General features: G+C 46.4%; 25 protein-coding genes and 2 pseudogenes. All 27 read left to right on the forward strand.

Annotated elements, in window-relative coordinates; genetic code table 11:
• Nucleotides 1–55: 55 nt before the first annotated feature.
• The 27 genes and pseudogenes from ggt to NWF35_RS06380 all read left to right on the forward strand — a co-directional run bounded on the left by ggt (nucleotide 56) and on the right by NWF35_RS06380 (nucleotide 24,299).
• A complete protein-coding gene (gene ggt / locus NWF35_RS06250) occupies nucleotides 56–1,831 on the forward strand; it encodes a gamma-glutamyltransferase (RefSeq protein ID WP_301238226.1) in 1,776 nt (591 codons plus the stop codon).
• 525 nt (nucleotides 1,832–2,356) lie between these two features.
• Nucleotides 2,357–2,800, forward strand: coding sequence for a prepilin peptidase (locus NWF35_RS06255; protein WP_301238227.1), 444 nt, complete (start codon nucleotides 2,357–2,359; stop codon nucleotides 2,798–2,800).
• 18 nt (nucleotides 2,801–2,818) lie between these two features.
• On the forward strand, nucleotides 2,819–3,082 hold the full coding sequence (locus NWF35_RS06260; RefSeq protein ID WP_301238228.1) for a hypothetical protein: 264 nt from the start codon (nucleotides 2,819–2,821) through the stop codon (nucleotides 3,080–3,082).
• 23 nt (nucleotides 3,083–3,105) lie between these two features.
• The gene (grpE, locus tag NWF35_RS06265; RefSeq protein ID WP_301238328.1) at nucleotides 3,106–3,429 is read left to right on the forward strand and encodes a nucleotide exchange factor GrpE; all 324 of its coding nucleotides are present in this window, start codon (nucleotides 3,106–3,108) and stop codon (nucleotides 3,427–3,429) included.
• Between the two features lie 49 nt (nucleotides 3,430–3,478).
• A pseudogene (locus NWF35_RS06270) lies at nucleotides 3,479–4,791 on the forward strand (Hsp70 family protein).
• Entirely contained in the window at nucleotides 4,677–4,916 is a 240-nt protein-coding gene (locus tag NWF35_RS06275) for an Hsp70 family protein (protein ID WP_301238329.1), read from the forward strand. The pseudogene NWF35_RS06270 and the gene NWF35_RS06275 overlap by 115 nt, the downstream one beginning before the upstream one ends.
• A gap of 141 nt (nucleotides 4,917–5,057) precedes the next feature.
• Nucleotides 5,058–6,580 (forward strand): annotated as a pseudogene (locus NWF35_RS06280) (Hsp70 family protein).
• A gap of 42 nt (nucleotides 6,581–6,622) precedes the next feature.
• Nucleotides 6,623–7,684 carry a tetratricopeptide repeat protein gene (locus NWF35_RS06285; RefSeq protein ID WP_301238229.1) on the forward strand — a complete coding sequence of 354 codons (1,062 nt, stop codon included), beginning with the start codon at nucleotides 6,623–6,625 and terminating at the stop codon, nucleotides 7,682–7,684.
• A complete protein-coding gene (locus NWF35_RS06290; RefSeq protein WP_301238230.1) occupies nucleotides 7,681–7,950 on the forward strand; it encodes a hypothetical protein in 270 nt (89 codons plus the stop codon). Before NWF35_RS06285 ends, NWF35_RS06290 begins: the two co-directional genes overlap by 4 nt.
• A gap of 126 nt (nucleotides 7,951–8,076) precedes the next feature.
• On the forward strand, nucleotides 8,077–8,856 hold the full coding sequence (locus NWF35_RS06295) for a CpaB family protein (protein ID WP_301238231.1): 780 nt from the start codon (nucleotides 8,077–8,079) through the stop codon (nucleotides 8,854–8,856).
• A 30-nt stretch (nucleotides 8,857–8,886) separates the two neighbouring features.
• Nucleotides 8,887–10,059 (forward strand): CpaE/TadZ family protein, encoded by a 1,173-nt coding sequence (locus NWF35_RS06300; RefSeq protein ID WP_301238232.1) that lies wholly within the window; start codon nucleotides 8,887–8,889, stop codon nucleotides 10,057–10,059.
• 17 nt (nucleotides 10,060–10,076) lie between these two features.
• A complete protein-coding gene (locus NWF35_RS06305; RefSeq protein ID WP_301238233.1) occupies nucleotides 10,077–11,438 on the forward strand; it encodes a TadA family conjugal transfer-associated ATPase in 1,362 nt (453 codons plus the stop codon).
• Complete coding sequence (locus NWF35_RS06310) at nucleotides 11,435–12,361, forward strand: type II secretion system F family protein (RefSeq protein ID WP_301238234.1); 927 nt, start codon at nucleotides 11,435–11,437, stop codon at nucleotides 12,359–12,361. Before NWF35_RS06305 ends, NWF35_RS06310 begins: the two co-directional genes overlap by 4 nt.
• A gap of 12 nt (nucleotides 12,362–12,373) precedes the next feature.
• Nucleotides 12,374–13,288, forward strand: coding sequence for a type II secretion system F family protein (locus NWF35_RS06315; protein WP_301238235.1), 915 nt, complete (start codon nucleotides 12,374–12,376; stop codon nucleotides 13,286–13,288).
• A gap of 92 nt (nucleotides 13,289–13,380) precedes the next feature.
• A complete protein-coding gene (locus tag NWF35_RS06320) occupies nucleotides 13,381–13,596 on the forward strand; it encodes a hypothetical protein (RefSeq protein WP_301238236.1) in 216 nt (71 codons plus the stop codon).
• A gap of 81 nt (nucleotides 13,597–13,677) precedes the next feature.
• A complete protein-coding gene (locus NWF35_RS06325; protein WP_301238237.1) occupies nucleotides 13,678–14,991 on the forward strand; it encodes a vWA domain-containing protein in 1,314 nt (437 codons plus the stop codon).
• Between the two features lie 18 nt (nucleotides 14,992–15,009).
• On the forward strand, nucleotides 15,010–15,573 hold the full coding sequence (locus NWF35_RS06330) for a Tad domain-containing protein (protein WP_301238238.1): 564 nt from the start codon (nucleotides 15,010–15,012) through the stop codon (nucleotides 15,571–15,573).
• 14 nt (nucleotides 15,574–15,587) lie between these two features.
• Complete coding sequence (locus tag NWF35_RS06335) at nucleotides 15,588–15,968, forward strand: TadE/TadG family type IV pilus assembly protein (RefSeq protein WP_301238239.1); 381 nt, start codon at nucleotides 15,588–15,590, stop codon at nucleotides 15,966–15,968.
• Between the two features lie 54 nt (nucleotides 15,969–16,022).
• Entirely contained in the window at nucleotides 16,023–17,048 is a 1,026-nt protein-coding gene (locus NWF35_RS06340; protein ID WP_301238240.1) for a hypothetical protein, read from the forward strand.
• 63 nt (nucleotides 17,049–17,111) lie between these two features.
• Nucleotides 17,112–17,909 (forward strand): hypothetical protein, encoded by a 798-nt coding sequence (locus NWF35_RS06345; RefSeq protein ID WP_301238241.1) that lies wholly within the window; start codon nucleotides 17,112–17,114, stop codon nucleotides 17,907–17,909.
• 41 nt (nucleotides 17,910–17,950) lie between these two features.
• A complete protein-coding gene (locus NWF35_RS06350) occupies nucleotides 17,951–18,670 on the forward strand; it encodes a hypothetical protein (protein ID WP_301238242.1) in 720 nt (239 codons plus the stop codon).
• A 25-nt stretch (nucleotides 18,671–18,695) separates the two neighbouring features.
• Nucleotides 18,696–19,484: a polymorphic toxin type 44 domain-containing protein gene (locus NWF35_RS06355; RefSeq protein ID WP_301238243.1), complete on the forward strand. Its 789-nt coding sequence runs from the start codon at nucleotides 18,696–18,698 to the stop codon at nucleotides 19,482–19,484.
• A gap of 17 nt (nucleotides 19,485–19,501) precedes the next feature.
• The gene (locus tag NWF35_RS06360) at nucleotides 19,502–20,008 is read left to right on the forward strand and encodes a hypothetical protein (protein WP_301238244.1); all 507 of its coding nucleotides are present in this window, start codon (nucleotides 19,502–19,504) and stop codon (nucleotides 20,006–20,008) included.
• Nucleotides 20,009–20,143: 135 nt separating this feature from the next.
• Entirely contained in the window at nucleotides 20,144–21,079 is a 936-nt protein-coding gene (locus NWF35_RS06365) for a hypothetical protein (RefSeq protein WP_301238245.1), read from the forward strand.
• Between the two features lie 44 nt (nucleotides 21,080–21,123).
• Nucleotides 21,124–21,936 carry a hypothetical protein gene (locus NWF35_RS06370; RefSeq protein WP_301238246.1) on the forward strand — a complete coding sequence of 271 codons (813 nt, stop codon included), beginning with the start codon at nucleotides 21,124–21,126 and terminating at the stop codon, nucleotides 21,934–21,936.
• Between the two features lie 63 nt (nucleotides 21,937–21,999).
• Nucleotides 22,000–22,626 carry a DUF7847 domain-containing protein gene (locus tag NWF35_RS06375; protein ID WP_301238247.1) on the forward strand — a complete coding sequence of 209 codons (627 nt, stop codon included), beginning with the start codon at nucleotides 22,000–22,002 and terminating at the stop codon, nucleotides 22,624–22,626.
• Between the two features lie 197 nt (nucleotides 22,627–22,823).
• Nucleotides 22,824–24,299, forward strand: a complete 1,476-nt coding sequence (locus NWF35_RS06380; protein ID WP_301238248.1) for a hypothetical protein — start codon at nucleotides 22,824–22,826, stop codon at nucleotides 24,297–24,299.
• Nucleotides 24,300–24,329: the final 30 nt, after the last annotated feature.

Here is a 24,329-nt window from a genome sequence, read left to right on the forward strand (position 1 = left end):
TTATTGTGTAGATAATTCGATATATTTCAGCCAAATAAGGAGGGGAAATCGGGAGATGAGAAAGCGGCGAGTGTGGCGAGGAATTCTACTCAGTTTGCTGTTGGTGTTGATGTTGTCCCTGCCTACGGGAGTGTGGGCGCAAACGGCCGCCAAAGTACCGACATCGGTTCATCCTGGTTGGTCAACGGACGAAGGACAGGTGGCTCATGGGAAATACGGCATGGTGGCGACTGCGCATCCCTTGGCTTCCAAGGTGGGGGCCGAAGTGCTCAAACACGGAGGCAATGCGGTGGACGCGGCTGTTGCCATTCAATTTGTCTTAAACGTCGTCGAGCCGCAGATGTCCGGGATCGGCGGCGGCGGATTTATGATGGTGTACGATGCCAAAACGAAAAAAGTCTCCATCATCGACAGTCGCGAACGGGCGCCGCAATCGGCACGGCCGGACATGTTCCTCGATAAAAACGGTCAGGAGATCCCGTTTCCGGTACGCTCCACGCAAGGTTACGCCGTCGGTATTCCCGGAACGCTGAAAGGATTACAGACGGCTCTGGACAAATGGGGCACCAAACCGATGGCCGAGTTGATCCAGCCGGCGATTCTCCTGGCGGAACGCGGGGTGAAGGTAAACTGGGTATTGGCCAGAGATATCGCGGCGTGCAAGGAGAGGCTTTCCCGATCCGCGGCCAAAGACGTGTTCCTCCCGAACGGCGAGCCGCTGAAAGAAGGTGACCTCCTGGTACAAAAGGATCTGGCCAAGACATTCCGCCTGATCCAAGCTTTCGGACCCGACGTGTTTTACCACGGGAAAATCGGCCAAGCCCTCGTCCAAACGGTGAATGCGTACGGTGGCCATATATCGATGAATGATCTGAAGCGGTACAATGTGACGGTGGACAAGCCGTTGGAAGCGGATTTTCATGGGTATCACCTGGCGACGATGCCACCGCCCAGCTCTGGCGGAGTGACCATCATGTACATCCTGAAACTGCTGGAAGAGAAAAACGCTTGGCAAACCGCGATCCGTTCGCCGGAGAGATATCACCTGATGACGGAAGCGATGCATCTCGCCTATGCAGACCGCGGGGCGTACATCGGTGACCCGGAATTCGTGGACGTACCGGTTCAGGGAATGTTGGACCCGCGCTACATCAAGGAACGTGCTGCGTTGATCGATCCCAACAAGGCCAACTCTGACGTCCGACCCGGTGATCCATGGAAATACCAGCAATCGGGTGCCCCGCACCAGACGGTGAGGCAGCCGGACGACAATCACATCGGACAAACGACGCATTTCACCGTGGCCGATCGTTGGGGCAACCTTGTCTCTTACACTACTACCATTGAACAGGAGTTCGGTACGGGGATCATGGTACCGGGTTATGGCTTCATGTTGAACAACGAAATGACTGACTTTGACGCCGTACCGGGCGGACCCAACCAAGCGGAGCCCAACAAACGCCCGATGTCCAGCATGAGTCCGACGATCGTGTTCAAAGACGGCAAACCGGTGATGACCGTCGGTTCACCAGGTGGTCCGACGATCATCGCGTCGGTGTTCCAAGTACTGATGTACAAACTGGTGGATGGACTGGACATCAAATCGGCGATCGAAGAGCCACGTATCTACAGCAACAAATACCCCATGATCCTTTGGGAGGCCGGTGTACCGGATGCCGCCCGCGAACGAATGACGCAGATGGGGCATCAGTTTGAAAGCAGTCCGCAAAGTATCGGTAACGTGCAGAGCATCGTGATTGACCCCGTCACGGGCGCCTATACCGGCGCGGCTGACTCGTCCCGTGAAGGTTGGGCGGTTGGCTTGAACTAGGAGTCGTTTGGTAGAATGGATAGGCACGATTAAGCTCTTTCAACCAGTGTCAACCACCGCCTCTTCGTACCGCTCGACGGTATGGAGAGGCGGTTTGGTTTGTAAGAGGGAATGTGGGAATCATTTGAAGCGATCTGGGAATGGTCGTGGTCGTTTATATGCGGCGTTTCGCCTTCTTTGGAGAGTCTTTGATACATCAACCGTGCAGTATTAACTCAATATCATCCAGCTGTCTATAACCTTTATCGTAGTGTTTCTTCCATTGTATATAGTTCTATTTTCGTAAGCCGAGACCGATTACGAAATCCACCTCACTCCATCAGTCACTCCAGTGTATCTGATTCTATCAAAAAGGGACGAAAGTCTACCAGATTCGTATTTTTCTCGTTGTCCGGTTTGGAAGTTTACGAGTATAATGTGATTTGAGATTCGCCATGGCTCAATCCGTAGAATTTCTTGAACAGTGAGCATTCCAAATGGGAAGGATCGGTTACTGATGCTTGAAGAATAGGGTGAAATCAAAACGTGGGGGAACATTTTGTCTTTATCGTACTGTTGATCTTGACCGGGATTGCGAGCGTCACCGACCTGCGAGAGCGGCTCATCTATGACCGCGTCGTATTGGCCGGAGCGGCGTTTGCCATCGTGTTTCGTCTCTGGTATCGGGTGGAGCCGTGGTGGGACTACCTGCTCACCGGTTTCGGCGTATTGTTCGTGCTGGCGACGATCGGGGCGTTGACCGGGGCGACCGCCATTGGCGGGGGAGATATCAAACTGTTTGCAATGATTGGTTTATGTGTCGGCTGGGAGAAATTTTTCGCCATATTCCTCATCTCCCACGTGTTGGCGGCTTTGGTGGCGATTCCGATGAAACTGTTCAGCCAAAAGGCAGACTGGAAATCGACGCTGCCGATGGCGCCCTTCATTTTTACTGGGACTCTCGTCACTTACGGGTTGTATCTATTTTGAGCCGGGAGGAAGCCGCGCGTGAAGGACAAACAACGAACCGGGAAACATTGGTTTTGGCAGGAGATCCGTGCCACGGGCAAGACCGAATCCGACCAACACACGCTTCAACAACTCCTCGCTTCTCTGACCCATTTGAACAAGGAATTCTCCTCACTCAATCATATCATCGAAAACCGGATCCGCTACGACAAAACCAAAGAAGAAGCGTTTGACCGACTGTATGCCGAGCTGGAAGAACTAAAACAGGATCAGCATTTCGCCAAAACAAGCCATTATACATAGATCTGATCTTATTGTTTGACCGGGTGGATAACATGAGTCGGGAGATCGATACCGACTCGGAGATCGGACGCACGTTTGCCCTTCTGTTGGAGACGCTCAAGGACGAGGTGCTGGAGATTCTTTACCGCCGGGAGATACAGCTGATGCGAACGGGCTCCGACGCCTTCGACCCGCGCGTACAGCATGCGATCGGAGTGGAGCACACCGATGATCCTGCGGATAACAACCGAGTGGCCAGGGTGGTCCGGCACGGGATTCTCTATCGGGATACGGTGCTGCGACCGGAAGAAGTGATCGTGAAGCGGTATCGGTCGGCGTCGTCCACGTCGTTGGTGGAAAGAGGATAATGCCAGTTTCAAGATATGAGAAAGGAGCGTACTCATCTTGAGTGAAGAAGTGATTGTCGGGATCGATCTGGGGACGACGTTTTCCGCGATTGCCTATGTCAACGCATACGGGAAGCCAGAGGTGATTCCCAACCGCGAAGGGGATCGGACCACCCCGTCCGTCATCTTTTTTGAGCCGGATGGTACCCCGATCGTAGGCAAGGAAGCGCGCCATCAGGCGTTGGTGGACCCGCGCCGGGCGGTTCGTTTCATCAAGCGTGAGATGGGGAATCCCTCGTATCGTTTCAATGTGAACGGGCAGGACTATTTCTCTGAGGATCTGTCCGTATTGATCCTGAAAAAATTGAAGGCGGACGCGGAAGCCTACCTTGGCAAGCCGGTGAACAAAGCCGTCATCAGCGTACCGGCCTACTTCAAGGACGCCCAACGGGAATGCACCCGCCAAGCGGGCAAAATCGCCGGCCTCGACGTGATCCGCATCATCAACGAGCCGACCGCGGCCGCGCTCGCCTACGGATTGGACAAGGCCGAGGGCAATCAGACCATTTTGGTGTACGACTTCGGCGGTGGGACGTTTGACGTGACGGTGATGCGCGTGGAGGGGCAACGATTCACCATCCTAGCCACCGACGGGGATTCCCACTTGGGCGGCAAGGACATCGACGAGCGGCTGGTCGATTATTTCGCCGAGGAATTCATGCGTGCCTACTGGATGGATCTCCGCCAGGAACCGCACACATTGCAGGATTTGTGGGACAAGGCGGAGATCGCCAAAAAGGATCTCTCCTTCCGCAACCAATTGGCCGTTACACTGGCCACCGGGGACAAGGCGCTGCGGGTAGACATCGACCGAGAGTTGTTTGACGAGCTCACCCACGATCTGATCGCTCGGACGGAAGCCTGTATACAACGGGTGATCAGTCGGCAGGTTTGACGTGGGACCAGATTGACACGGTGCTGCTCGCCGGCGGTTCCAGCCGGATTCCCGCTGTGAAGGAGATGATCAAGCGCGTCACCGGCAAGGATGCGGCACGTAATATGAACCCGGACGAATGTGTGGCGATGGGAGCAGCGATTCAAGCGGTCGTCTCCATGATGGAAAAAGGGGAGCAGGAATCCGCACCGCCGCTGGAAGGGGCCGCTGACATCGTCGTCCAGGACGTGGCGTCTCACAGTTTGGGTGTCAAGGCGCTGTCCTCGGACAAAACGCGTTATGTCAACAGCATCATCATTCCCGAGCAACGCCGATCCCCTGCGAACGGACCCGTACCTACGTCACCGGCGAGGATAACCAACCGCGGGTGGAGATCGAGGTGCTGCAGGGAGAGGACGAAGATCCCAACTCCCCCAACGTACAGCTGATCGGCAAAGCGGGCTTGCGTAACCTGCCGCCGCATAAGGCCGGGGAATTGGTAATCGAGATAACGCTCCGCAATGATGCAGACGGCGTGATCGAAGTGGTGGCCAAAGAGCTGAAGAGCGGGTAGAAGACCCGCGAAGTCGTCATGCAGAAAACGAACATCTTGTCCGAAGACGTATTGGAAGAGCGGAAACAACTGCTGGATTCAGTCAGGTTGTAAACAGAGAGAACCTGATTGGATGGAACCGGATGAAGGAGTGGACAAGCGATGAGCAAGGTTGTGGGCATCGATCTCGGTACGACCAACTCGGCGATCGCTGTCGTCAACCCTTACGGGAAGCCGGAGATTCTGGTCAACTGCGAGGGGGAACGCATCACCCCCTCCGTTGTGTTGTTTGAGGGGAACGAGCCGATCGTCGGCAGCATCGCCAAGCGGTCGGCGGTGATGTCACCGCTCAACGTCGTGCAGTTTGCCAAACGGCAGATAGGCGTAAAATCATGGAAGTTCCGCACGGAGACCGGCGAGATTTACAATGCGGTGGACATCTCCGCCATCATTTTGAAACGGCTCAAGGAAGATGCGGAAATGCTCCTGGGCGAGGAGATCCGGGATGCTGTCATCACCGTTCCCGCCTATTTCGATGACGCACAGCGAAAAGCGACGCTGGACGCCGGACGGATTGCGGGGCTCAATGTGTTGCGCATCATTAACGAGCCGACCGCGGCCGCTCTCGCCTACGGGCTGAACAAGGTGGGGGAGGAGCAGACCATCCTCGTCTATGACCTGGGTGGCGGCACGTTCGACGTTACCATCATGCGTCTAAACGGAGAGCGCATCGAGGTGGTCGCCACTGGCGGGGCAAAAAACCTGGGCGGCTTCGACTGGGACAACGAAATCATGAAATACCTGAATGAAGAGTTTCAAAAACAAGGCGGCCCCAATCTGTTCGACGACCCGGTGATGGAACAGGATCTACGCGACAAAGCGGAAATGGCCAAGCGCACCCTTTACTCACGCGAAAAGACCAGCGCCTTTCTCTCCGCCGGCGGGGTGAACGCTTCCATCACGTTGACACGGGGAACGTTCGAGACGATCACGCGCCATCTGTTGCGCCAGACGCAGAGCATCATGGAGTTTGTGCTGGAAGACGCAGGCATACAGTGGAAGGATATTGACAAGATCCTGCTCGTCGGCGGGTCCACCCGTATGAAGGCTGTCCCGGCCATGATCGAGCGCGTGACGGGTATCAAACCGTCGATGGATGTCAACCCGGACGAAGTAGTGGCGATGGGGGCGGCCATTCAGGGTACGCTGATCCAAGTGCAACGGGGCACGGCCCAACTGCACGAAGCGGCGGATTTCCCGATCGTGGAGGTGCAGGATGTCAACTCCCACAGTTTGGGTGTCGTCGCCCTAGACGAACACGATCGGGAAGTTAACTCCATCGTGTTGAAAAAGGATACCCCCATCCCGTGTAAGGCGAGCGGTCGCTACGTTACCAGCGTGGACAACCAGACCAGCTTCACGTGCAGGTGACGGAAGGAGAGGACACCGACCTCAACTACGTGAAGATCGTGGGCGAAGGCGTGATGGATCTGCCGCCGCGTCCGAAAGGATCACCGCTGGAAGTGATCTTCGAGTACGACCGCGATGGGATCATCCACGTCTCCGTCGTCGATTTGACCTCCGGCCAGCGGTTGGGTGAGCTGAAGATCGAGCGCGTCTCCAACCTGACTGAAGAAGAAGTGGCGGAAAAACAACAACGCCTCGGCAAACTGGCCATCGGCTGAGGCGTATCCTTCGCATTTTGAAACGGAAAAGGGTTGTTGGCGATGGAAAACTACTATGAACTCTTCGGGATTCCCCGCGAAGCAGATAAGGGGGGGATCCGCAAACGGATCCACCAGGAACTGCGCAAATGGAGCAACCGGACCAATGCCCCGCAGATGGAGCGCCGCCAGGAGGCGGAGCGAATGGTGCAGCTGCTGGAGGAAGCGGAGGAAATCCTGCTCGACCCTGACAAGCGGGCGGCCTATGACCGGCAGTTGACCGCCGCTTCCCGGCTCCAGACATCTGTGCGCCGGGAGCAGGCCGCGGCATTCGATGTCACCCGTACGGGAACTGGTACGGTCACTCCGGTGGAAACCATCATTTCCCGGGGAACAGAACTGTTGGAGCAAAACCGGGTGGCGGACACGATTGTCCTCGCGCGCCAGGCCAACCCCGACGCATGGGCACTGCTGGCCCACGCCAAATTGGAGTGGGGCGAACCGGAACAGGCAGTGGAAGCATTCCGGCGGGCGATCGAGCTGAAACCCAATGACGGGCGGTACTACTACGGTCTCGGCCAAACTTACGAACAGCTGAACCGCTGGGAGGAAGCAGTTACCCAGTACCGGCGTACCTGCAAAACGGACCCGGACAACCATCAGTACCGGGTCGCTCTCGGCATGGCGCTGATCCGGGCAGAGCGATTCGATGACGGGGTGGCTCTGCTGGAACAGTGTGCGCAAGCCGAACCGGACAACCCGGTTTACCAGGAGAGCCTGGCGATTGGTTACCAAGCCAAAGCCTACTACAGCTCGACCAAAGTGCCCGCCGGACATCCGATGATGGCAGAAGGACGATACCCCACCACCTATCAGCAGTATCGCACTGCCGTGCGCTACCTGAGCAAAGCTTTGGCTTTGCGGTTCGACAACCCCCAGCTGCGGCAGACCCTGCGCGAGACGCTGAAAAAGGTGGAGAAAGAGGGGGCGCGCCTTTTCACCGGCAGCAAGCTGTCCATCGGCATTGTCTGGGCATTGCGGTCTACAGCTTGTTTGTCGACGCCACCGTCGGCGCACGCGTGTTTCTCTTTCTTCTACCGGCTTTGTAAATCGCCTCAGCGTTGACACCCAAATACAAGGTGTACCAGCGCCTGATTCGTCGCGGTACCCCGCATTCTGATTTGGCTTTAGCGGATGAATGGCTGAGCAAACGGATCCGTCGTACCGGATCGGTCATCGTATTCATCATCCTTGGTATCTACTTCATGCCGTGGGTGATGTTGGCGGCGACATTGTACAATCTCTACCATAACTACCCTGTGAAAAGATGGTTAGATGTCGTTTTCTCCCGATGGAAAAGGCAAACGATGTCGAAAAAAAGAGAGTTATGAAAAAATGTGTATTGTCATAGGTGGAAAGGGTTGCTATTATATTGTCTAGCAATAGCATATTGTAATAATTCTATCCTGAACCACCAACAATTTTCCTATTCCACAATAAGCAGGTGTTGACCCAACATGCAAGATGCAAAACGCAGAGCCATCATTTTTACCGTTATTTCCGTGGTTTTGGCTGCCATTGCAGGTTTTATGTTTTTGGAAAAACAAAATGAATTGGAGGCTGATTACGGTCAGACGATACCGATGTATGTGGCCGCTAAACCGATCACAGCCCGTCAACCTTTGAAACCGAGTGATTTCACGCAAGTTCCAGTTCCAAGAAAGTATGCTATGGGATCAATAGTCAATAACTTGAACGCCATTCCAATCAATGGTGGCTACCAATATCCAATCGATCATCTGGTCGCCGTTGTACCGATGAAAAAGGGTGAACCACTTACAACCAACATCTTGAAACCAATAAATGATACGTCATCGGGAGATAAGCGTTTAGTAGCATTAACAACCTCGGAGCGAGTTTTCTTTGATCAACCACTCTCGGTAAATGATCGTGTAGATGTGATAGTTACGACTCAGAAAAATGGACAAGATGAGGTGGATACAAAACCTTTGCTACTTGACAAGCCGGTTGTCATGGTATCCTCCGATGGTAAGGCAATATGGTTGGAACTGGAATTCAACGATGCTGTCAATCTGATTAAATACGAGAATTTTGCTCAGTCCATACGTGTATTGAAGGCTCCCCAGGTAGGAGGCTCAGGGTCGGACAACAAGCAAACTTACGATGATAATGAAAAGGACAAATCGAAGGGTCAAAATTTAGCATCCAATAAAAAGGGTGCACCCTCTAATGATGTTCGGAATAATAAAAAGCCCTCTAAGAAAGAGACGCAATAATAGACTATCCCTTTGGAGGCAAAGTTTACAATGAGTGCGGAAATTAAGCTGTTGGTCGTGACGGAAGAACCGGCACAAGCAGAAGATATCCAATCACGAGTCGGAAATCAGTTCCCGCAGTTTTTACATATTCATCCCAATGAAGTAAGACGTGAGATTGCCCGTTTACAACCGGATATCGTTTTACTGCATGAGATGAAGGATGGTTCAGGAATACAGTTGATTCCCTATATTTCCAGGGAAGTATCGGATGTATTTATCATTTATTTAACGGAACGTCGTGACCCGGTTCGGACCCGTGATGTGGGTAGAGCAGGGGCATTTGATGTACTGTTTTTACCGGATGAAATTACCGCCTTGGAGGATGTTTTAAGCAGAGCGGTAAAAGCCCATCAGGCGAAGGAGTATCGATCGGAGGCCAGTGCGAGTTTCACCTGGGGACGTGGGCAAATCATTTCTTTTTACAGTGGTAAAGGGGGATGTGGACGGAGTTTGATATCCTCCACATTGGCCCAAACATTGCAACTCGATTCCACCTCAGGTGTGTTGTTGGTCGATTTGAATTTGCAGTACGGAGGATTGGAGAGTTATCTCAACATCGAGAGCGATCGGTCAATCTATGATCTAACACCGGTATTGGAAGAGCTGAATGATAACCATATCCGGAACGTTACAGTGGTAGAGCCGTATTCACAAGTAGAGGTTTTAGCCAGTCCCGCTGATGCTGAGATAGCTGATCAAGTGACGGAAGATCATGTTGAGCGGTTGTTGCGTGCCGCTCGCCTTTACTACGACTATATTCTGGTGGATTTACCTACGGAAATGAGTACCCTCACCTTCACCGCATTGGAAGAGTCGGATAAATTGTTTTATGTAATGAATCCTGACTCGGTTTCTATGAGAATTTTTGGGAGGGTGCTTGATCTATTTGGGAAAATTGGGGTGGATACAAGCGATCGACTGGAAGTGATTCTCAACCGGGTAAGCAGGGATTATGAGCTTGATATAAAAACTGTCCAACAACATTTCCCCTATCCAGTTATTGGTGAAATTCATGAAGATACGAAAAAGCTGCAACAAATGATTAACCGCGGAACACCGTTGCGCACTTCCAGAAGAGAGCGGGGGCTTTCGGTTTTCGCCAGAGACATTCAGAAGATAGCCAAGAAATTACTTTCTCAACAAGCCGGAAAAACAGCCTAAAAAAGGGGGTGTAACGGTTGGCGTTGTTCGATCGGATTCAAAGCCGCCCTCAAAAATCACGTCGCCGCTCCAATCAATCACATTCAGTGTCTTCAATCAATCAAAACCGGATTGATAAATTGGCCCAGCATTTTAAAGCCCGTTTGTTAAGGGAGACAGATCTTGAAAAATTAACGCAATTACCCTCCAATGAGCTGAGGATCACTTTAGACAGAATTGTTGGTCGCTACCTTGCGGATGAACAAGTGGTGATCACCCGGCAAGAACGTGACCGTTTAATCAGCAAAATCATTGATGAATCAGTGGGTTATGGTCCGCTGGAACCATTATTGATGGACGAAGAGATCACGGAAATCGTGGTGAATGGACCGGAGGAAGTTTACTACGAGAAAAACGGGAAGCTGCACAAAACGGACATCAAATTCCGGGATGAAGAAGCACTTCGACATGTGATTGACCGGATTGTGGCACCGATTGGGCGCCGTATAGACGTGAGCTCACCCATGGTGGATGCCCGTTTACCTGACGGTTCACGTGTGAATGCTGTTATTCCACCTATCGCACTGAAGGGTTCACTATTATCGATCCGGAAATTCCGAAAAGACCCGATCAGGATTGACGACCTCATTCGGTTTGGAAGTTTAACACCGGATATGGCCCAATTTCTGACGAGTCTGGTACGGGCAAAACTGAATTTGATTATTTCGGGGGGAACAGGTAGCGGGAAAACGACTTTGTTGAACGCGTTGGCCTGTTTCATCCCTGAGAATGAGCGGATCATTACCATTGAGGATATGGCTGAGCTCCGCATCCCCCATGGACATGTGGCCGGGATGGAAGCCCGCCCTGCCAACGTGGAGGGAAAAGGGGAAATCACCATTCGTCAATTGGTTCGAAATGCTCTCCGGATGCGTCCCGACCGGATCATCGTCGGTGAGGTACGGGGGGCGGAGGCATTTGATATGCTTCAAGCCATGAACACAGGGCATGAAGGTTCGCTTACTACAATCCATGCCAACTCACCCGATGATGCCATGAGGCGGTTGGAAGGTATGGTGATGATGTCCAGCATTGATCTACCTGCCGCTATCATTCGTGAATATATCGTGGGTGCAGTTGATTTTATTATTCAAATCGGACGTCTGCCTGACGGACAACGGAAAATGTTGTCCATTGCTGAAATTCAAAAAGACGATCAGGGTCACTTTGAGATGAAGGAAATCTTCCGATTTAACCAAACCGGGGTGAAGGAAGATGGAACTGTGGTAGGATATTTCTCACCAACAGGGATTCTTCCCAAGTGTTTACCCCGTCTGAAAGCATATGGCGTACCAGTTGATCCGAAGATTTTCCGCCCTGTCAGGGGTGACATTCGATGATAGTCGCTTTGCTCGGAGGGGGTTCCGTATTTTTTGCTCTATTAGCATTGTATTCGTTTATCACACTCCGCGGCGAACGGGGAGAAATATCGAACCGGATTTCTAAATGGCTGTCCCAACAAACGGTAACGAAAAGTTGGTCCGATGAATTGGTGGATAAACTGGACCGGCTTGAGATGATGAAGAAATTGGAACCTGAACTGGAGAAGGCCAGTATTCCCTTGCGTCCCGCGGAATACGGTTTAGTCGTACTTTTGGGTGCGGGGATTGTTGCAATTGCATTGAACATGGTATTGGGTGCACCCACCTTCATCAGTATCTCCTTAGCAATGGCCGCGGCGCCTTTTGGATCAAAACTTTTTCTCCGATCCAGAAGAAAAATTTACGTCCAGAGAATCGATGGACAATTGTCAGAGGCTTGTCGATTGCTGAGCAGTGCTGCCAGAGCTGGACTTTCCATCCCTCAAGGTTTGGAATTGGTAGTAAGGGAGTTACCGCCGCCGATTAAAAACGAACTTTACACTGTGGTGAAAGAAGTTCAATTGGGGAGAGATCTCGAAGGGGCTTTAAAAGATCTATTGAATCGGGTTAACAGCAAGGATATGCAAGTTTTTGTCAATGCTCTCATTATTCAAAGGAGAGCTGGCGGAGATTTGGCTCGGGTTTTAAGTGAAATGGCGAGAACGATGGAAGAAAGAAAAATTATTCACCAAACTATTCAAGCGGCGACTGCACAATCGCGTTACTCCGCTTATATGTTGCCCGTTGTCTCTCTATTGGTTGTGTTTGTACTGAGCAAGATGATGGAAGGATTTGATCAGCTGTTTACACACCCCTTTGGAATCGTCGTATTGGTGATTTTTGTGCTTCTTCAAGTCATCGGGGTTTTGGTGGTAAGGAAGATTGCGGATATACGAGTATAAGAAGGTGCTGACATGGATAGCACGTTGGTGTTGCTAGTCTTTACATCATGGGTATGTTGGGTAGCGGCAAGCTATCATTACTATTCATATCGAAAGAAGCAACAAGAAGTATTGGACCACTTAGAATCTTATCACTTGCCCAACACGGTTTTTACGAAAAAAAAATCGTGGATAGACAGTTTGAATCAATGGTTTGATCGGTTTTCTGCGATGGGGGAAAAAATTCAATTTTTGAGTGATCCGCTTGTGTTGGAAGATGCCCTCATCAAAGCGGGATATCCCTTTGATTTAACAGTGGAACGGTTGCAGGGCGCAAAGATTGTAGGACTGTTGGCAGGATTACTCATTGCATTGCCATATTATTTGTTGGGTTTACCTTTAGCCGTTGTATTGATTGCTGCACTGCCTTTGGTCGGGTATTTGATCCCCGTTTTGGGGATTAGACAACTGGCAAAACGTCGTCAAGAGCAAACTCGGATGGACCTACCCGATTTCTTGGATATGATGAGTATTACGCTCCAAGCAGGGATGAGCTTGGACTCCGCTTTAGCCTACTACGTGGAGACTACCAAAGGTCCTTTGAGTGAGGAGTTTGCCCGACTCAATCATGAGATCAAGTTTGGTGTGCAAAGGGAAGTGGCTTACCGTTCCCTTTTACGCCGAACGGCTTCTCCGGAGTTGGAAGGGCTGATTCAATCATTGATTCAAGCTCATAACCTGGGGACACCCATCGCCAGCACCTTTATGGAACAGGCTGATGAAATGCGTCGTATGCGGGCGGAAAGGGCGAAAGAAGCAGCAGGGAAAGCAGGACCCAAAATCACGATCGTCGGTGGTGCTCTTATTGCTCCTTCCGTAATGATCCTGATCCTTGGTGTGATCATCCTCCAGTATGTGATCAGCCCCAACAGCCCGCTGAAGATGTGATGATAAGGAGGTGATGACTGGAAGGATAGGTTTTATATCTTAGCAACTTGTCATATTCGTCATTTATTCATTCATTAAGGGAGGTATTGTGGATGAACAAGATGGTGGAAGCCATCAACAGGGGAGTCATCAAAGGCTATCTCGCGTACAAAAAAGCCTTTTCGAATCGCAAAGGTTCCCAAACAGTAGAGTATGTGTTCCTGGTAGCTGGTGTTATTGCCATTGCGGCTTTGTTGAAACAAGTTGCAACTAATGATTTGGCGGAAGCACTCCGAAAAAAGATCGAGGAGTTTGTTAAAAACTCTTAATTATATAAGACCCCACTTAACAACTGTTTTGGGATTGTTGAACAACAATCCCAAAACAGTTCTTTTAGGAGGAAACAAATCATGAAGTGCACATGGAAGAAACTTTTTATTGGGGTGATTTTTACTTCGCTCCTGTTTAGTGGCTGCTCCCAAACGAATAATGTACATAAAGAAAACACCCAATCCAAAGAATCCAATAACCCCCCTGCTGTTGCGACAGATATCCAGGATATTCTCAAGCAAAAACCAGGAAAATTTTCCGGGGACCACTTTGATGAAAACCAACTGAAAAAGATCATCCAATCATGGCCGAACAATATGTCGGCTCAAGAGGCATATAACCGCATCGTTCCTTTGGTGGCGGAAGATTACGGCTCACTGGTAAAAAAGCTGGATAATCTGGACCCGACGGTGCAATCCAACATCAAACAACCGGGCAGCCTCAAAGCGCCCAACGGACAACCGCTCACCAAGATGAATGTAGAGATCCTCATCGATAGCAGCGGGAGCATGGCTGGCAAGATTCAGGGGCAAACCAAAATGGATCTGGCCAAACAAGCGGTCCAACAATTTGCTGCCAATTTGCCCAAAGGGGCCAATGTTTCCATTCGTGTCTATGGCAATAAAGGGACAAGCAGCGAGAAAGATAAGGCCATTTCCTGTAGCAGCAGCGAAATCCTTTACCCACTTCAAACATATGATTCCAGTCGATTTCAATCTGCAATCGCCAGTCTGAAACCGGCCGGTTGGACGCCGTTGGCAGCTTCGATCAAATCCGCACAAAATGATTTGGCCAAACAACATGGAGAAGGAATCCAAAACATTATCTATGTTGTAAGTGACGGGGTGGAAACGTGTGGGGGAAACCCTGTTCAGGAGGCCAAAAACCTGCATAATTCCAACATCAAGGCAGTGGTCAATATTATTGGTTTTGATGTGGATGATGCAGGACAGAAAGCATTAAAAGCAGTCGCCGAAGCGGGTGGGGGTTCCTATCAAACGGTGAATAATCAAGAGGATCTGAAATCCTATTTTGAGAGGGAAAAAGCTCGATTGGATGAAGAATGGCGCGAGTGGTCACTTAATAGTTGGAAAGATGTTACGGACAAATCAATCTCTAAATGGAATAATCTTAAAAACATTGTATTTAGTTTTCATGATATGAACTCTCGGGAAAATGATCATTTGCACTCACTAAAAGATATTCTAGTGGAAAATGGAAAAATAGAAAATGAAGATGCATTAAAAACCATGATTGTTCAGCGGTTTGAATTGATCAAAAAATACATTGTAGATAGGAACAAGAACATCGAAACTGCTATAAACAGCAATGAAGCAAAGACGATAGAGGATATAAATAAAAAAGAACAAGAGGAGAGAAATAAATTAAAATGATTTAAGTGGGGGAGTACCATGTTTAAGGTACTTGGAAATCAAAAAGGTGGGGCAACAACGATGTGGTTGATGTTGTTGCCTGCCTTCCTAATGATTGGGTTGTTTTTTGGCAGTATGTTTATGGTGAAAATATCGCATTCATCAGCCGAAGTAGCAGCGGATGCGGGAAGCATTGCTGCTACCAAGAAACTGGATGAATGGATACTTCCCAAACTCCCCTTGCCGACACAAGGACCTGTCACCATACCTGGCTCAACAGATAGATTGGGAAACGAGAAGATTCAAGAAATGCTGTCCAAGGTGGATCAACAGCTGTTGGCAAATATAGCGGATCAGATATTGAAACAAAAGGAGCAAGAGATGGTAGAAGCTGTTCGCTACTATGTTCAAAAAAATGGCGGGGATGTTCATGGGAAGATCATCTATCCTGTGGAAGGAGGGAGAATCGAAGTCCAAGCCAGGGTCAGGTACAGACCATTAATTTTCCAGGACTTTTTTCAAGACACCTATATTCAAGGATCAGGGATGGGGCCAAAACGTGAGTTTTTAAAACTGCTTCCCAAACGCGTGATTAACTTCTAACGGAGGGAAGTTAAGTGAAAGCGAATGTGCTTTTCAAAGCTCTCAAAGCAAGAAAAGGATCGGTAACCATAGAGTTTGTCTTTTTGATCCCTCTCTTTATCTTTATGGCACTATTCCTTTGGCAGGTGGCATTGGCAGGTTTGGCAGTCATTCAGACTGAATCTGCATTAAGGGATGCTGTCAGGGTGGCGGCGGTTACCGGGGATGTGAATAAAGCAAGACAGCAAGCCTATTCATCCTTTGGTAGTTCGGCAAACTATAACCTCAGTAAAGTTAATGTGAGTATCAATGATGATCAAGCTGTGGCGACCGCTACTACGGAAATCCATCTGTTGTTTTTGAAATCACAGTCGATCTCCTATACGGATTCAGCTCGGGCTCCGGTGATCGATTGAGCTTACAACAATTGGTGGGTTGGTGAGCTTATGAGAAGATCTTCTCGGAGAAACTTGGCAGTATTGATATTGTCCTTGATATTCATAATGTATTTATTCCCGCTAACGGCTTTAGCAGCAGGCCCGGAGATTCATCCACCGGAGATTCATCCACCGGAGATTCATCCGCCGGAACCAGTAAAACCCCCTGTAATTCATAAACCAGAAGTTGCAGTTCCTGATTCTCCCAAGGAGCCACAAAATGGGGATTCACCCAATGTTGATTCCCCTGCTTTAGATTTAGCAAAAGATACTTTCAATGATATGATAAAAGAAGGAACAGGGATTGATCCCAACAATCCCAAGATCCAGGATATATCAGGTGAAGCCCTTAAAGACACTTGGGGAAAAATTGAAGATATTAATGGCTATATAGGTGCAGCAATAACCACAATTCAAGGCATTGAATTTTATGGAGATGCAAAAGATGCAATCAGGTATTATAAGTACTTAAAGCTACACTTCAAGGATCCAGCAGAGATAAAAAAAGCTTGGCAGGCGATGATGAATGGTGGTTTTGGAAGTGCGAAGAATTTTGAAGAAAAATACAAGAATTTACTTGGAAAAGGAAAGGAATTCTGGAAAGGAATCACTAAAGAAGTTGATTTGCTTGATGCGTATACAACAGGAGCATTTGGTAAACCGGCTAAATATGCTGCAAAGTTTTTAGGTAAAGCTACTCCTTTCTTTGCGGCTTGGGATACCGTCTCCAGCAGTCTTGATGCATTCAGCAACTTTTCCAATGGAAATTATAGTGAGGGTATAGCCAATGTAGGGGAAGCTCTGATGGCCGGATCGGCTGTTTTAAGTGCTACAGGTGTTGGTGCTCCTGTTGCAGCTGGAGTAGCAATTGTAGGTGGTGTTTTGTGGGCAGGAGCAAAAATCTATCAACATCGGGAATTCATAGGAAAGATAGCGAAAGCTGTTTATAACATGACACCGATAGGTCAAGTCACCAATGCAGTGAAAACTGCCGTATCAGAGGGGATCAAAAATGTAGCGGCCAAAACAATTGATACAGTTAAGGGATTGTTTAGTTAATGTAATTTATACCACCATCGGACCACTTTGTGGTCCGATGGGAATAGGAATAGGAGGGTTGCTATGCTTACGGAGGATCAGTTACCAAAGCATATCAAAAAAGCGGTAAATGACTTTAAATCGGATGAAGATTTTGATTTCGAGGTATTTCCATCTAAATTTTTAATAGATGGAGATAATTATTATGCCTTTAATTTCCGTCCATCTAACGAAAAATTAATAGTCAGAGATGATGGGGCAGTTTTACCTCTTGAGAAGATAAAGAAAGTAGCATTAATAATGACGGCATATAATACATCTATGATCCACTTTTCAGATATAGGGGTAAAATGGGTAAAACAATATGATAAAAAAGGGTTGGATAAATTATGTAAAAGACTCATGAGTATAAAAAAATATATCGAAAAAAGTTTATCGGATGAAATTCTAAATTCCTTCGATTCATTTATTGATACTATAAAAAAAATGATAGAATACCAGGTGCTAATTGAGGAATCGGTTCATAAAGGTTTTCAACAAGGTATCAAGACAAATAATCAAGAGGTAGTAACAGAAGAAGATTACAAAAAAATGAGGAAATATAACTTAGATATGGTTAGAAATGCTTATTTACAAAATGAAATACAGCTAAACACAGAAAGGGATCGCAGAATTGTCTTGCAGTTTTTAGCTAAGAAACCTAAATATTGGCCTATATATTTGTACGCCAAGTTTCATGATATTAGGATGTTATCCGCTAAAGAAACTGAGAAAGTTCAAACCATGAACGAGTTGAAAAACATGATATTTAATGAAGATGTCCCTTTGGAAGAGCAACCTAATGCGGAGGAGATGTTAAGTAAATTCCGCAATCCAAGATAAGTTATCCGATTACTACGTAACCCTTGAAGAAGGTGATCTCTGTGTCAGTTATTAGAGAATCCATGGATCTGTACAAAAGTAAGTTTTTAACGATTCTCTTGATTGGTTTGACAATCATTATCCCGACTCTCTTTCTTTATACGTTTGTTGTCAACTATACAACATTTCCTTTAAGAGTTTTCTTTATCCCTATCTGGCCAGACATGGTCAAGTTGTTTTTCACCATGATCGTGTTCCCCTTTATACAGATTCCATTTGTTAGTATGGCTCTACAGTATGCCCGAATCGGGGATGTGAAGGTTTCCAGGGTTTATGGAGATATTCTCAAATATGGCTTTTCCATATATGTGATCAGTATTTTATCCAGTGTACTGATTACAATCGGTTCTTTACTGCTGTTAATTCCCGGTCTTGTGTTGATGATTTTCTTTATGGGGATACCCTTTGTTGCAGTCGTTGATGATATGACAGGGTGGCGAGGGGTTAAACAATCGTTTGCCTTTGCAAAAACACACTTTATTCAGCTGATGGGATGGCTATTATTGTTTGTCCTTTTTGACTTTGTTCTGAGCTTTATTCTTTCTTTCATTGCGATTTATGCAGCGAATTCATTTTTAGTTGTTAACCTGTCGTTAACGCTTGGAACCATTTTGACACTACCTGTTTTTGTTTTTGGGATTACTTTTCAATACCTTGACTGGATTGGAGATAACCCTGTTAATGACCTCGCAGAGGATTTCGGGGAGGTTTCTTTCTCTTGAAAACTGAATATCCGGGGGAAAGGTTATGACCTCAAAACGATTTCGTTTCATTCTTATTGCTATTTTACTTCCTTTATTGTTCATTGTTATTCATCGCGTGGAATTTGTTTTTGCGGCCCCTCCGGAAATTCACCCACCGGAGATTCATCCGCCTGAAATAAATTCACCGGAGGTCAATCCTCCCCAATTGAAAGGAAAGAACGGAAACTTTAGCGAGCCTTCAGGATTCCAGGAAAATATAACTCATAATAATCGAGTACAGCTGGATTTTACAAATGGCGACCGATCGATTAACTTCATCCACCAAGAAATAATCCGCAATCTAAAAAGTGAAGAATTTAAGAAAATGAAAGAAGATTGGAGTCACTGGTATACACGTCCCATTGCACTGTACCGATTTTACCAAATGGTCAAAACCAACGGACCTTGGGATCACAAACCGCAGTTGCAAAAATTGTTGGGCTTAAAAGAACAGGGGGGTAATTATCATTACCCGATTCGAGGAGATAACGAACATGAATACGCATATGATTTGTATTCTAATATCCACTATGCATATATCGGAAGAGCTATAGGTATGCCGGAGTGGCTGTTAACAAAAGCGGCAAATGCGCATCTTCCAGGGGTGGGAAGAAAAGACCCGGGAGATGATATATCCGTTCAGATCGGTTACGACTTGTATGATAAACATAAAGATAATCCAGGAGAGATTACACCAGAGGAAATCAGGAAGGCAATCTTGGCGAAACGAAAAGATTATGAGAAAGTGATGGATGAGACTTGGCAAATGAAAAAAATAGAGGACGGTAGGTAGAACACGAGGGGAGATATATGAAGACTCCGTTGGGTGTACGTATTTTAGCTGTTATACAGATCATTTACGGATCAGTTGTAGCACTGGTACAAGGATTGAACGGAAACATCGGTTTGCAGGAATCCATTTGTACACCGATTAGAGGCTGTGGTGGAATAACGGTTACTTATCAATATCTTTTGTTTGTGGTTATTGTAATCGGCTTGATTCCGGTAATAGGTGGTTTCGGTATGTTGTTAAAAAAAACTTGGGGTTGGTGGATGAGTACAGGATACCTATCCTATCTATTATTATCCGAGGTAGGGAATGTGATTGACGCTTTATTCCGGCCCTCCACCAGTGTGGATATCAGTCTGTTTTATATATTGATAGTGGGTTTGCTTCTGCTGTATTTGTTGAAGGATCGTGTTACACATTCATTTGAAGTAATGATTTCCAGGAGCAAGATGATTGCGTGGTTATTCGGTGCAGCGGTTTCCGTATGGATTCTATACGAAGTCATTTTATTCAGCTCTTCTGTCTGATCCCTGATCCAAATGCTATAGCTGCCAGTTAAATAGACTGGCAGCTATATAAACTTAATATAGGCTCCGGTGATCGATTGAGCCCACAATAATTGACGGGTTGGTGAACTTATGGGACGATATTATCGGAGAAACTTGGCAGTATTAATGTTGTCTATTATATTATTGATGAATTTATTTCCGTTAACGGCATTAGCAGCAGGACCCGAAATTCATCCACCTGAAATTACGCCACCGGACATTAAGGCCCCAACGTTTACACCACCGGAAGTAACGAATCCAGAAGTTAATTCACAAGATCCGAACCATGGAAATGGATCGAATCCGACTTCGGGTACAGAGGGACAACCACCAAATGTGCATCCATGGGATGCTATGAAGTATACCCTCAAAATAGCTTTGGGTGGTTTTCTTGAAACTATGGATAGTATTTTTGAAAAAAATGGAGGAAACCCCCAACCCAAGGATGTAATATGGGGGACCCTTACGTATGGGTATAGTCTGTATAGTGGTACAAGCACTGTAGTACCTCCCCCAAAAGACTCGTATGAATTTTTGCTCTCAAACTTAACTGAGGCCGGAAAAAAGATTTGGAATATCAGTTCGTATTTTAAATCACCAAAAGAAATACTTCAGGCCATCAAAAATCTTAAAAGTGTAGGTGGTTTTGGCAATCTTAAAAATGGGGGAATGATGAAGTTTCTTAATACAATCACTAAAGTACCTAAGCCCCTGGCAAAGTTCACGCCTGCTTTAAGTATAATAAATGGCGGGGTTGCAACTGTTGATATGGTTAAAAACTTATATCAATGGGGGCATACGGGGGATGCAAGTAAAGGATGGTCGGCGATGGCCAATTTTGGGGATGTTTTAACCCCTGCAGCCCCTTGGGTAGCTGTAGCTTGTCCTCCAGCAGGTGCAGCGTTGGCCATCGGAGGGACAGTGTTATGGGCTGTTGGTACGTATAAAGCGAATGCTACCAACTTCAAAAAAGGAGCGAAAAAATTGTTGAATAAAGGGAAAGAATTGTGGAATAGAGGGAAAAGTTTTCTTAAAGGTCTATTCGGATAAAAAACCAGGGCTGTTACAGCCCTGGTTCAAAGGATGGATGTTATATGATTGAAGTGAAAGATTTGCCTCAAAATGTGCTAGATGCCATACACAAATATAAAAAAGGAAATGAGTCAATCGAAGTATTTCCTGCTATGATAGTCTTAAATGGCCAAAAGTATTATTTGGTAGAATATTTGCCATCTGGACAAATTATAATAACGAAGGATGGTAAGGTACCTAGGTTTCAAGAAGTTGAATATGCTTTTATATTGGGGAATAGGGTAAATAACCAAGTCCAAACTCTAGTAAATGTTGGATGGAAATGGTCCAAAGGCTTAACGATTTGGGGTTTTAAGAGTGTTATCAAGATATTGGAATACTTCAAAACAAAATTAGGTGAAAAAATGGATCGTGAAATTGAGGATTGCTTCAATCAGTTTTTAGAAGTAGCTAAATTGAACATTGAAAAGCAATATCAAATAAAGGAAGCTTATTTGGTTGGAAAAAAAATCAGGAAAGAATTACTTGAGTCAGAGATAGTAGATGAGCAGATGTACCATAAAACAACCATGTATACAGATATTATGTTAAAGGCAAGTTATTTTCAAAATCAATCCCAAATCCAAAGCTACCCTTGCAGGGTAAAGTTGCTTAGATTTCTAGCAAGCAATATTCATCCTTTCAACCTCTATGCTTGGGTAAAATTAATGTTACTATATTACCACCACAAACGCATGTTGAATGAGGACAAGATGGATTCTGAGGATAGGGAAAGCATGAGGATCCTTACTGAAATGATGGAAAGAAATAATACATTACTTGACTTTGAGGATTATGAAAAAGAAATTGAGAAGGTAGCAAGAAACCCGAGATAAGAGGTGCTTTAGATGATAGGGGTATATAAGGATGCATTCTATCTATATAGAAGGCGTTTTTTTGTGATTCTATTATTGGGTATTACGTTCATTCTACCGCTTCAAGTTTTTCATAATGTAGTAGCAAATTATTTTTATATCTATTTTAGTATAGCAGGAGATCGATTTTACCCGATGGCTAATTTGTTTAACACTTTTTTTACTTTAATATTGATCCCACTCTCTCAAATACCCTTTATCTATATGGCTTACCAAGAAGCGAACCATTATGATGCTAAATTTGGAGAAATATATGGTCATACACTTGAAAATGCATTTCCTGTTTATGTGAAGGGTATTCTCTACGGATTGCTCATTATATTTGGGATGCTTTTGCTTGTAATCCCTGGTGTGATTTTAGCCATATTGTTCTTCTGCTTCCCATATGCTGTAGTGATTGAAAATAGAAAATGGATAGATGCTTTTAGGGAAGCGTACCATTTTGGGAAACAGCATTTTTGGGGACTGTTAGGAATTATTTTCTTATTTGGATTGGCTGAGTGGGTAATCAGTATCGGTGCCTTGTACGGGTCAATTTATTTGTCATTTAGTTTACCCGCAGTTTCGATGATACAAAATATAATTAATATATTGTTCATTCCCTTTATGGCATTCACGATAACGTATTTTTATGTGAATGAGGTTTCATAACAAGTAATTTCAGTAAGTCTGGTCTGTAAAAGGGTGACCCTTTTCAAGATGAAAAGGGTCACCCAAGAAGCCGATTAAACATTCCCCTAGTATATTGATCAATAGTTAACCCATCTTTATGATGAAAGTATTTGTGATGACCATTTATTGAAATAGTCTAATAAAATTATAATGCAATACAATAATGAAGGATGGCAATGAAAAAAGGGATTAAAATTTACATAATTGCTCTTTTATTCGTTCTACTAGGTGTTTTCTCGTTACATAGTGTAGCCTATGCAAATATCAATCCTCCTGATATTCATCCACCGGAAATTAAGCCGCCAAGTTTTACACCACCTTCTCCCCCCAAAGCTCCTTCCATTCAACCGCCAACTATCAATCCTAAAGAGACTAAGGTAGATGAGAAAAAAGGGGGAGAGCTGTCGGATCGGTTAATAGGCGGATTAGAAAAATTAAAACACGGGTTAGGGGAGCTTTGGGATGGTGTCTCTCAGGTAGCAAGTAACATATGGGGAAAAGTTGAAGAATATGGAACCAAGCTTTGGGAATCGATAAAAGAGCATCCCATTCTTTCAATCCTGATTGCCATCGGGGTTATAGCGGCATTTATGACCGGTGTGGGCGAAGTAGGATTGGCTGCAGGCGGGATTGGTGCCGGAGCTGGGGAATTGGGAATTGGAGGACTGCTGGGAACGCTTTTCACCGGAGATGTTTTTACAGGAGGTATATCAGGGGCTGCATCAGCGGGGATTTTTAGATTGGTCGCGGGTATGCTAGCTCGTTCCAGATTCGGTGTTTGGGCTGTAGACACATTTGGTTCATGGTTTGGTAAAGCTATTCCTAATTTATTGAGTGGTAGTGTATCTGCTTTTACGGATAGTGCATTGTATGATTGGTTGAAAAACCGGAAGATCGACTGGGGAAAAGCGGGTAAGAGTGCTCTTCTTGGCTTTGCGGTATTATTCGGTGTTCACTCAACGCCTCAGTTAGTTTCAGCATTCAACAAAATTCCTCTCCCTTCACCAGTCTATCAGGTTTTTGTGGACGGATCTGTATCATCTACCCCAAAAACAATTGGTGATACGGCATTTGGCCAATGGTTACAAAAATTTGAAGGGAAAGGGGATGCTAACTTAGCAGAACCCGAAATAGAGGGTCTTGTTAAAAGAGTTCCAGCCAGAGGGAAAGTGTATGAAACCAAGGATGGGGCGATTATTAAAGGGGGAAGGATTGTAAAAGTCAATAGTGTACCTAAATATCGTCCTGCCACTGGAAATATAGATTTAGAATATGTCGCAAAGGTAAGGAAACAATTGGGAATACCGGCTCTTGGTGACGATTTAAAACTCAAACAATACGGTGTATTAAAGAATGAGCAAACCGTAGCAGTTTTGGAATCAGATGGCGTTCAAATTTGGGGGAGAAACGGGTGGGGAGCCGATGTTGGTGGCTATACACAGTTACGTAATGAGTGGATGAAAGGAACTTTAGGAAGAAATGGAGGAATCAGAGGAAAAGACGCTGTTAACAATCAAACTAGGTACCATGCAGAAGGAGATGTATTTTTCCACCTTTATCTTTATAGAAAACAGCATAAAATAATTGGCGGAAAAGCTCGACTTGTTGTCGACCGTCCTTTTTTGATGCGTGTGGTCCTGATGGCGGTGTAAGGTCATTGGTAGAGGAGGTTGGTCTAGATG

Source organism: Polycladomyces subterraneus (assembly GCF_030433435.1).
Taxonomy (GTDB): domain Bacteria; phylum Bacillota; class Bacilli; order Thermoactinomycetales; family JIR-001; genus Polycladomyces; species Polycladomyces subterraneus.

Bases quoted from the DNA above. Each gene is read 5' to 3' on its own strand.
- NWF35_RS06325 (WP_301238237.1), top strand. From the start codon at position 13,678: ATGAAGTGCACATGGAAGAAACTTTTTATTGGGGTGATTTTTACTTCG.
- NWF35_RS06320 (WP_301238236.1), top strand. From the start codon at position 13,381: ATGAACAAGATGGTGGAAGCCATCAACAGGGGAGTCATCAAAGGCTAT.
- NWF35_RS06345 (WP_301238241.1), top strand. From the start codon at position 17,112: ATGCTTACGGAGGATCAGTTACCAAAGCATATCAAAAAAGCGGTAAAT.
- NWF35_RS06330 (WP_301238238.1), top strand. From the start codon at position 15,010: ATGTTTAAGGTACTTGGAAATCAAAAAGGTGGGGCAACAACGATGTGG.
- NWF35_RS06360 (WP_301238244.1), top strand. From the start codon at position 19,502: ATGAAGACTCCGTTGGGTGTACGTATTTTAGCTGTTATACAGATCATT.
- NWF35_RS06380 (WP_301238248.1), top strand. From the start codon at position 22,824: ATGAAAAAAGGGATTAAAATTTACATAATTGCTCTTTTATTCGTTCTA.
- NWF35_RS06295 (WP_301238231.1), top strand. From the start codon at position 8,077: ATGCAAGATGCAAAACGCAGAGCCATCATTTTTACCGTTATTTCCGTG.
- ggt (WP_301238226.1), top strand. From the start codon at position 56: ATGAGAAAGCGGCGAGTGTGGCGAGGAATTCTACTCAGTTTGCTGTTG.
- NWF35_RS06315 (WP_301238235.1), top strand. From the start codon at position 12,374: ATGGATAGCACGTTGGTGTTGCTAGTCTTTACATCATGGGTATGTTGG.
- NWF35_RS06300 (WP_301238232.1), top strand. From the start codon at position 8,887: ATGAGTGCGGAAATTAAGCTGTTGGTCGTGACGGAAGAACCGGCACAA.
- NWF35_RS06355 (WP_301238243.1), top strand. From the start codon at position 18,696: ATGACCTCAAAACGATTTCGTTTCATTCTTATTGCTATTTTACTTCCT.
- NWF35_RS06285 (WP_301238229.1), top strand. From the start codon at position 6,623: ATGGAAAACTACTATGAACTCTTCGGGATTCCCCGCGAAGCAGATAAG.
- NWF35_RS06370 (WP_301238246.1), top strand. From the start codon at position 21,124: ATGATTGAAGTGAAAGATTTGCCTCAAAATGTGCTAGATGCCATACAC.
- NWF35_RS06310 (WP_301238234.1), top strand. From the start codon at position 11,435: ATGATAGTCGCTTTGCTCGGAGGGGGTTCCGTATTTTTTGCTCTATTA.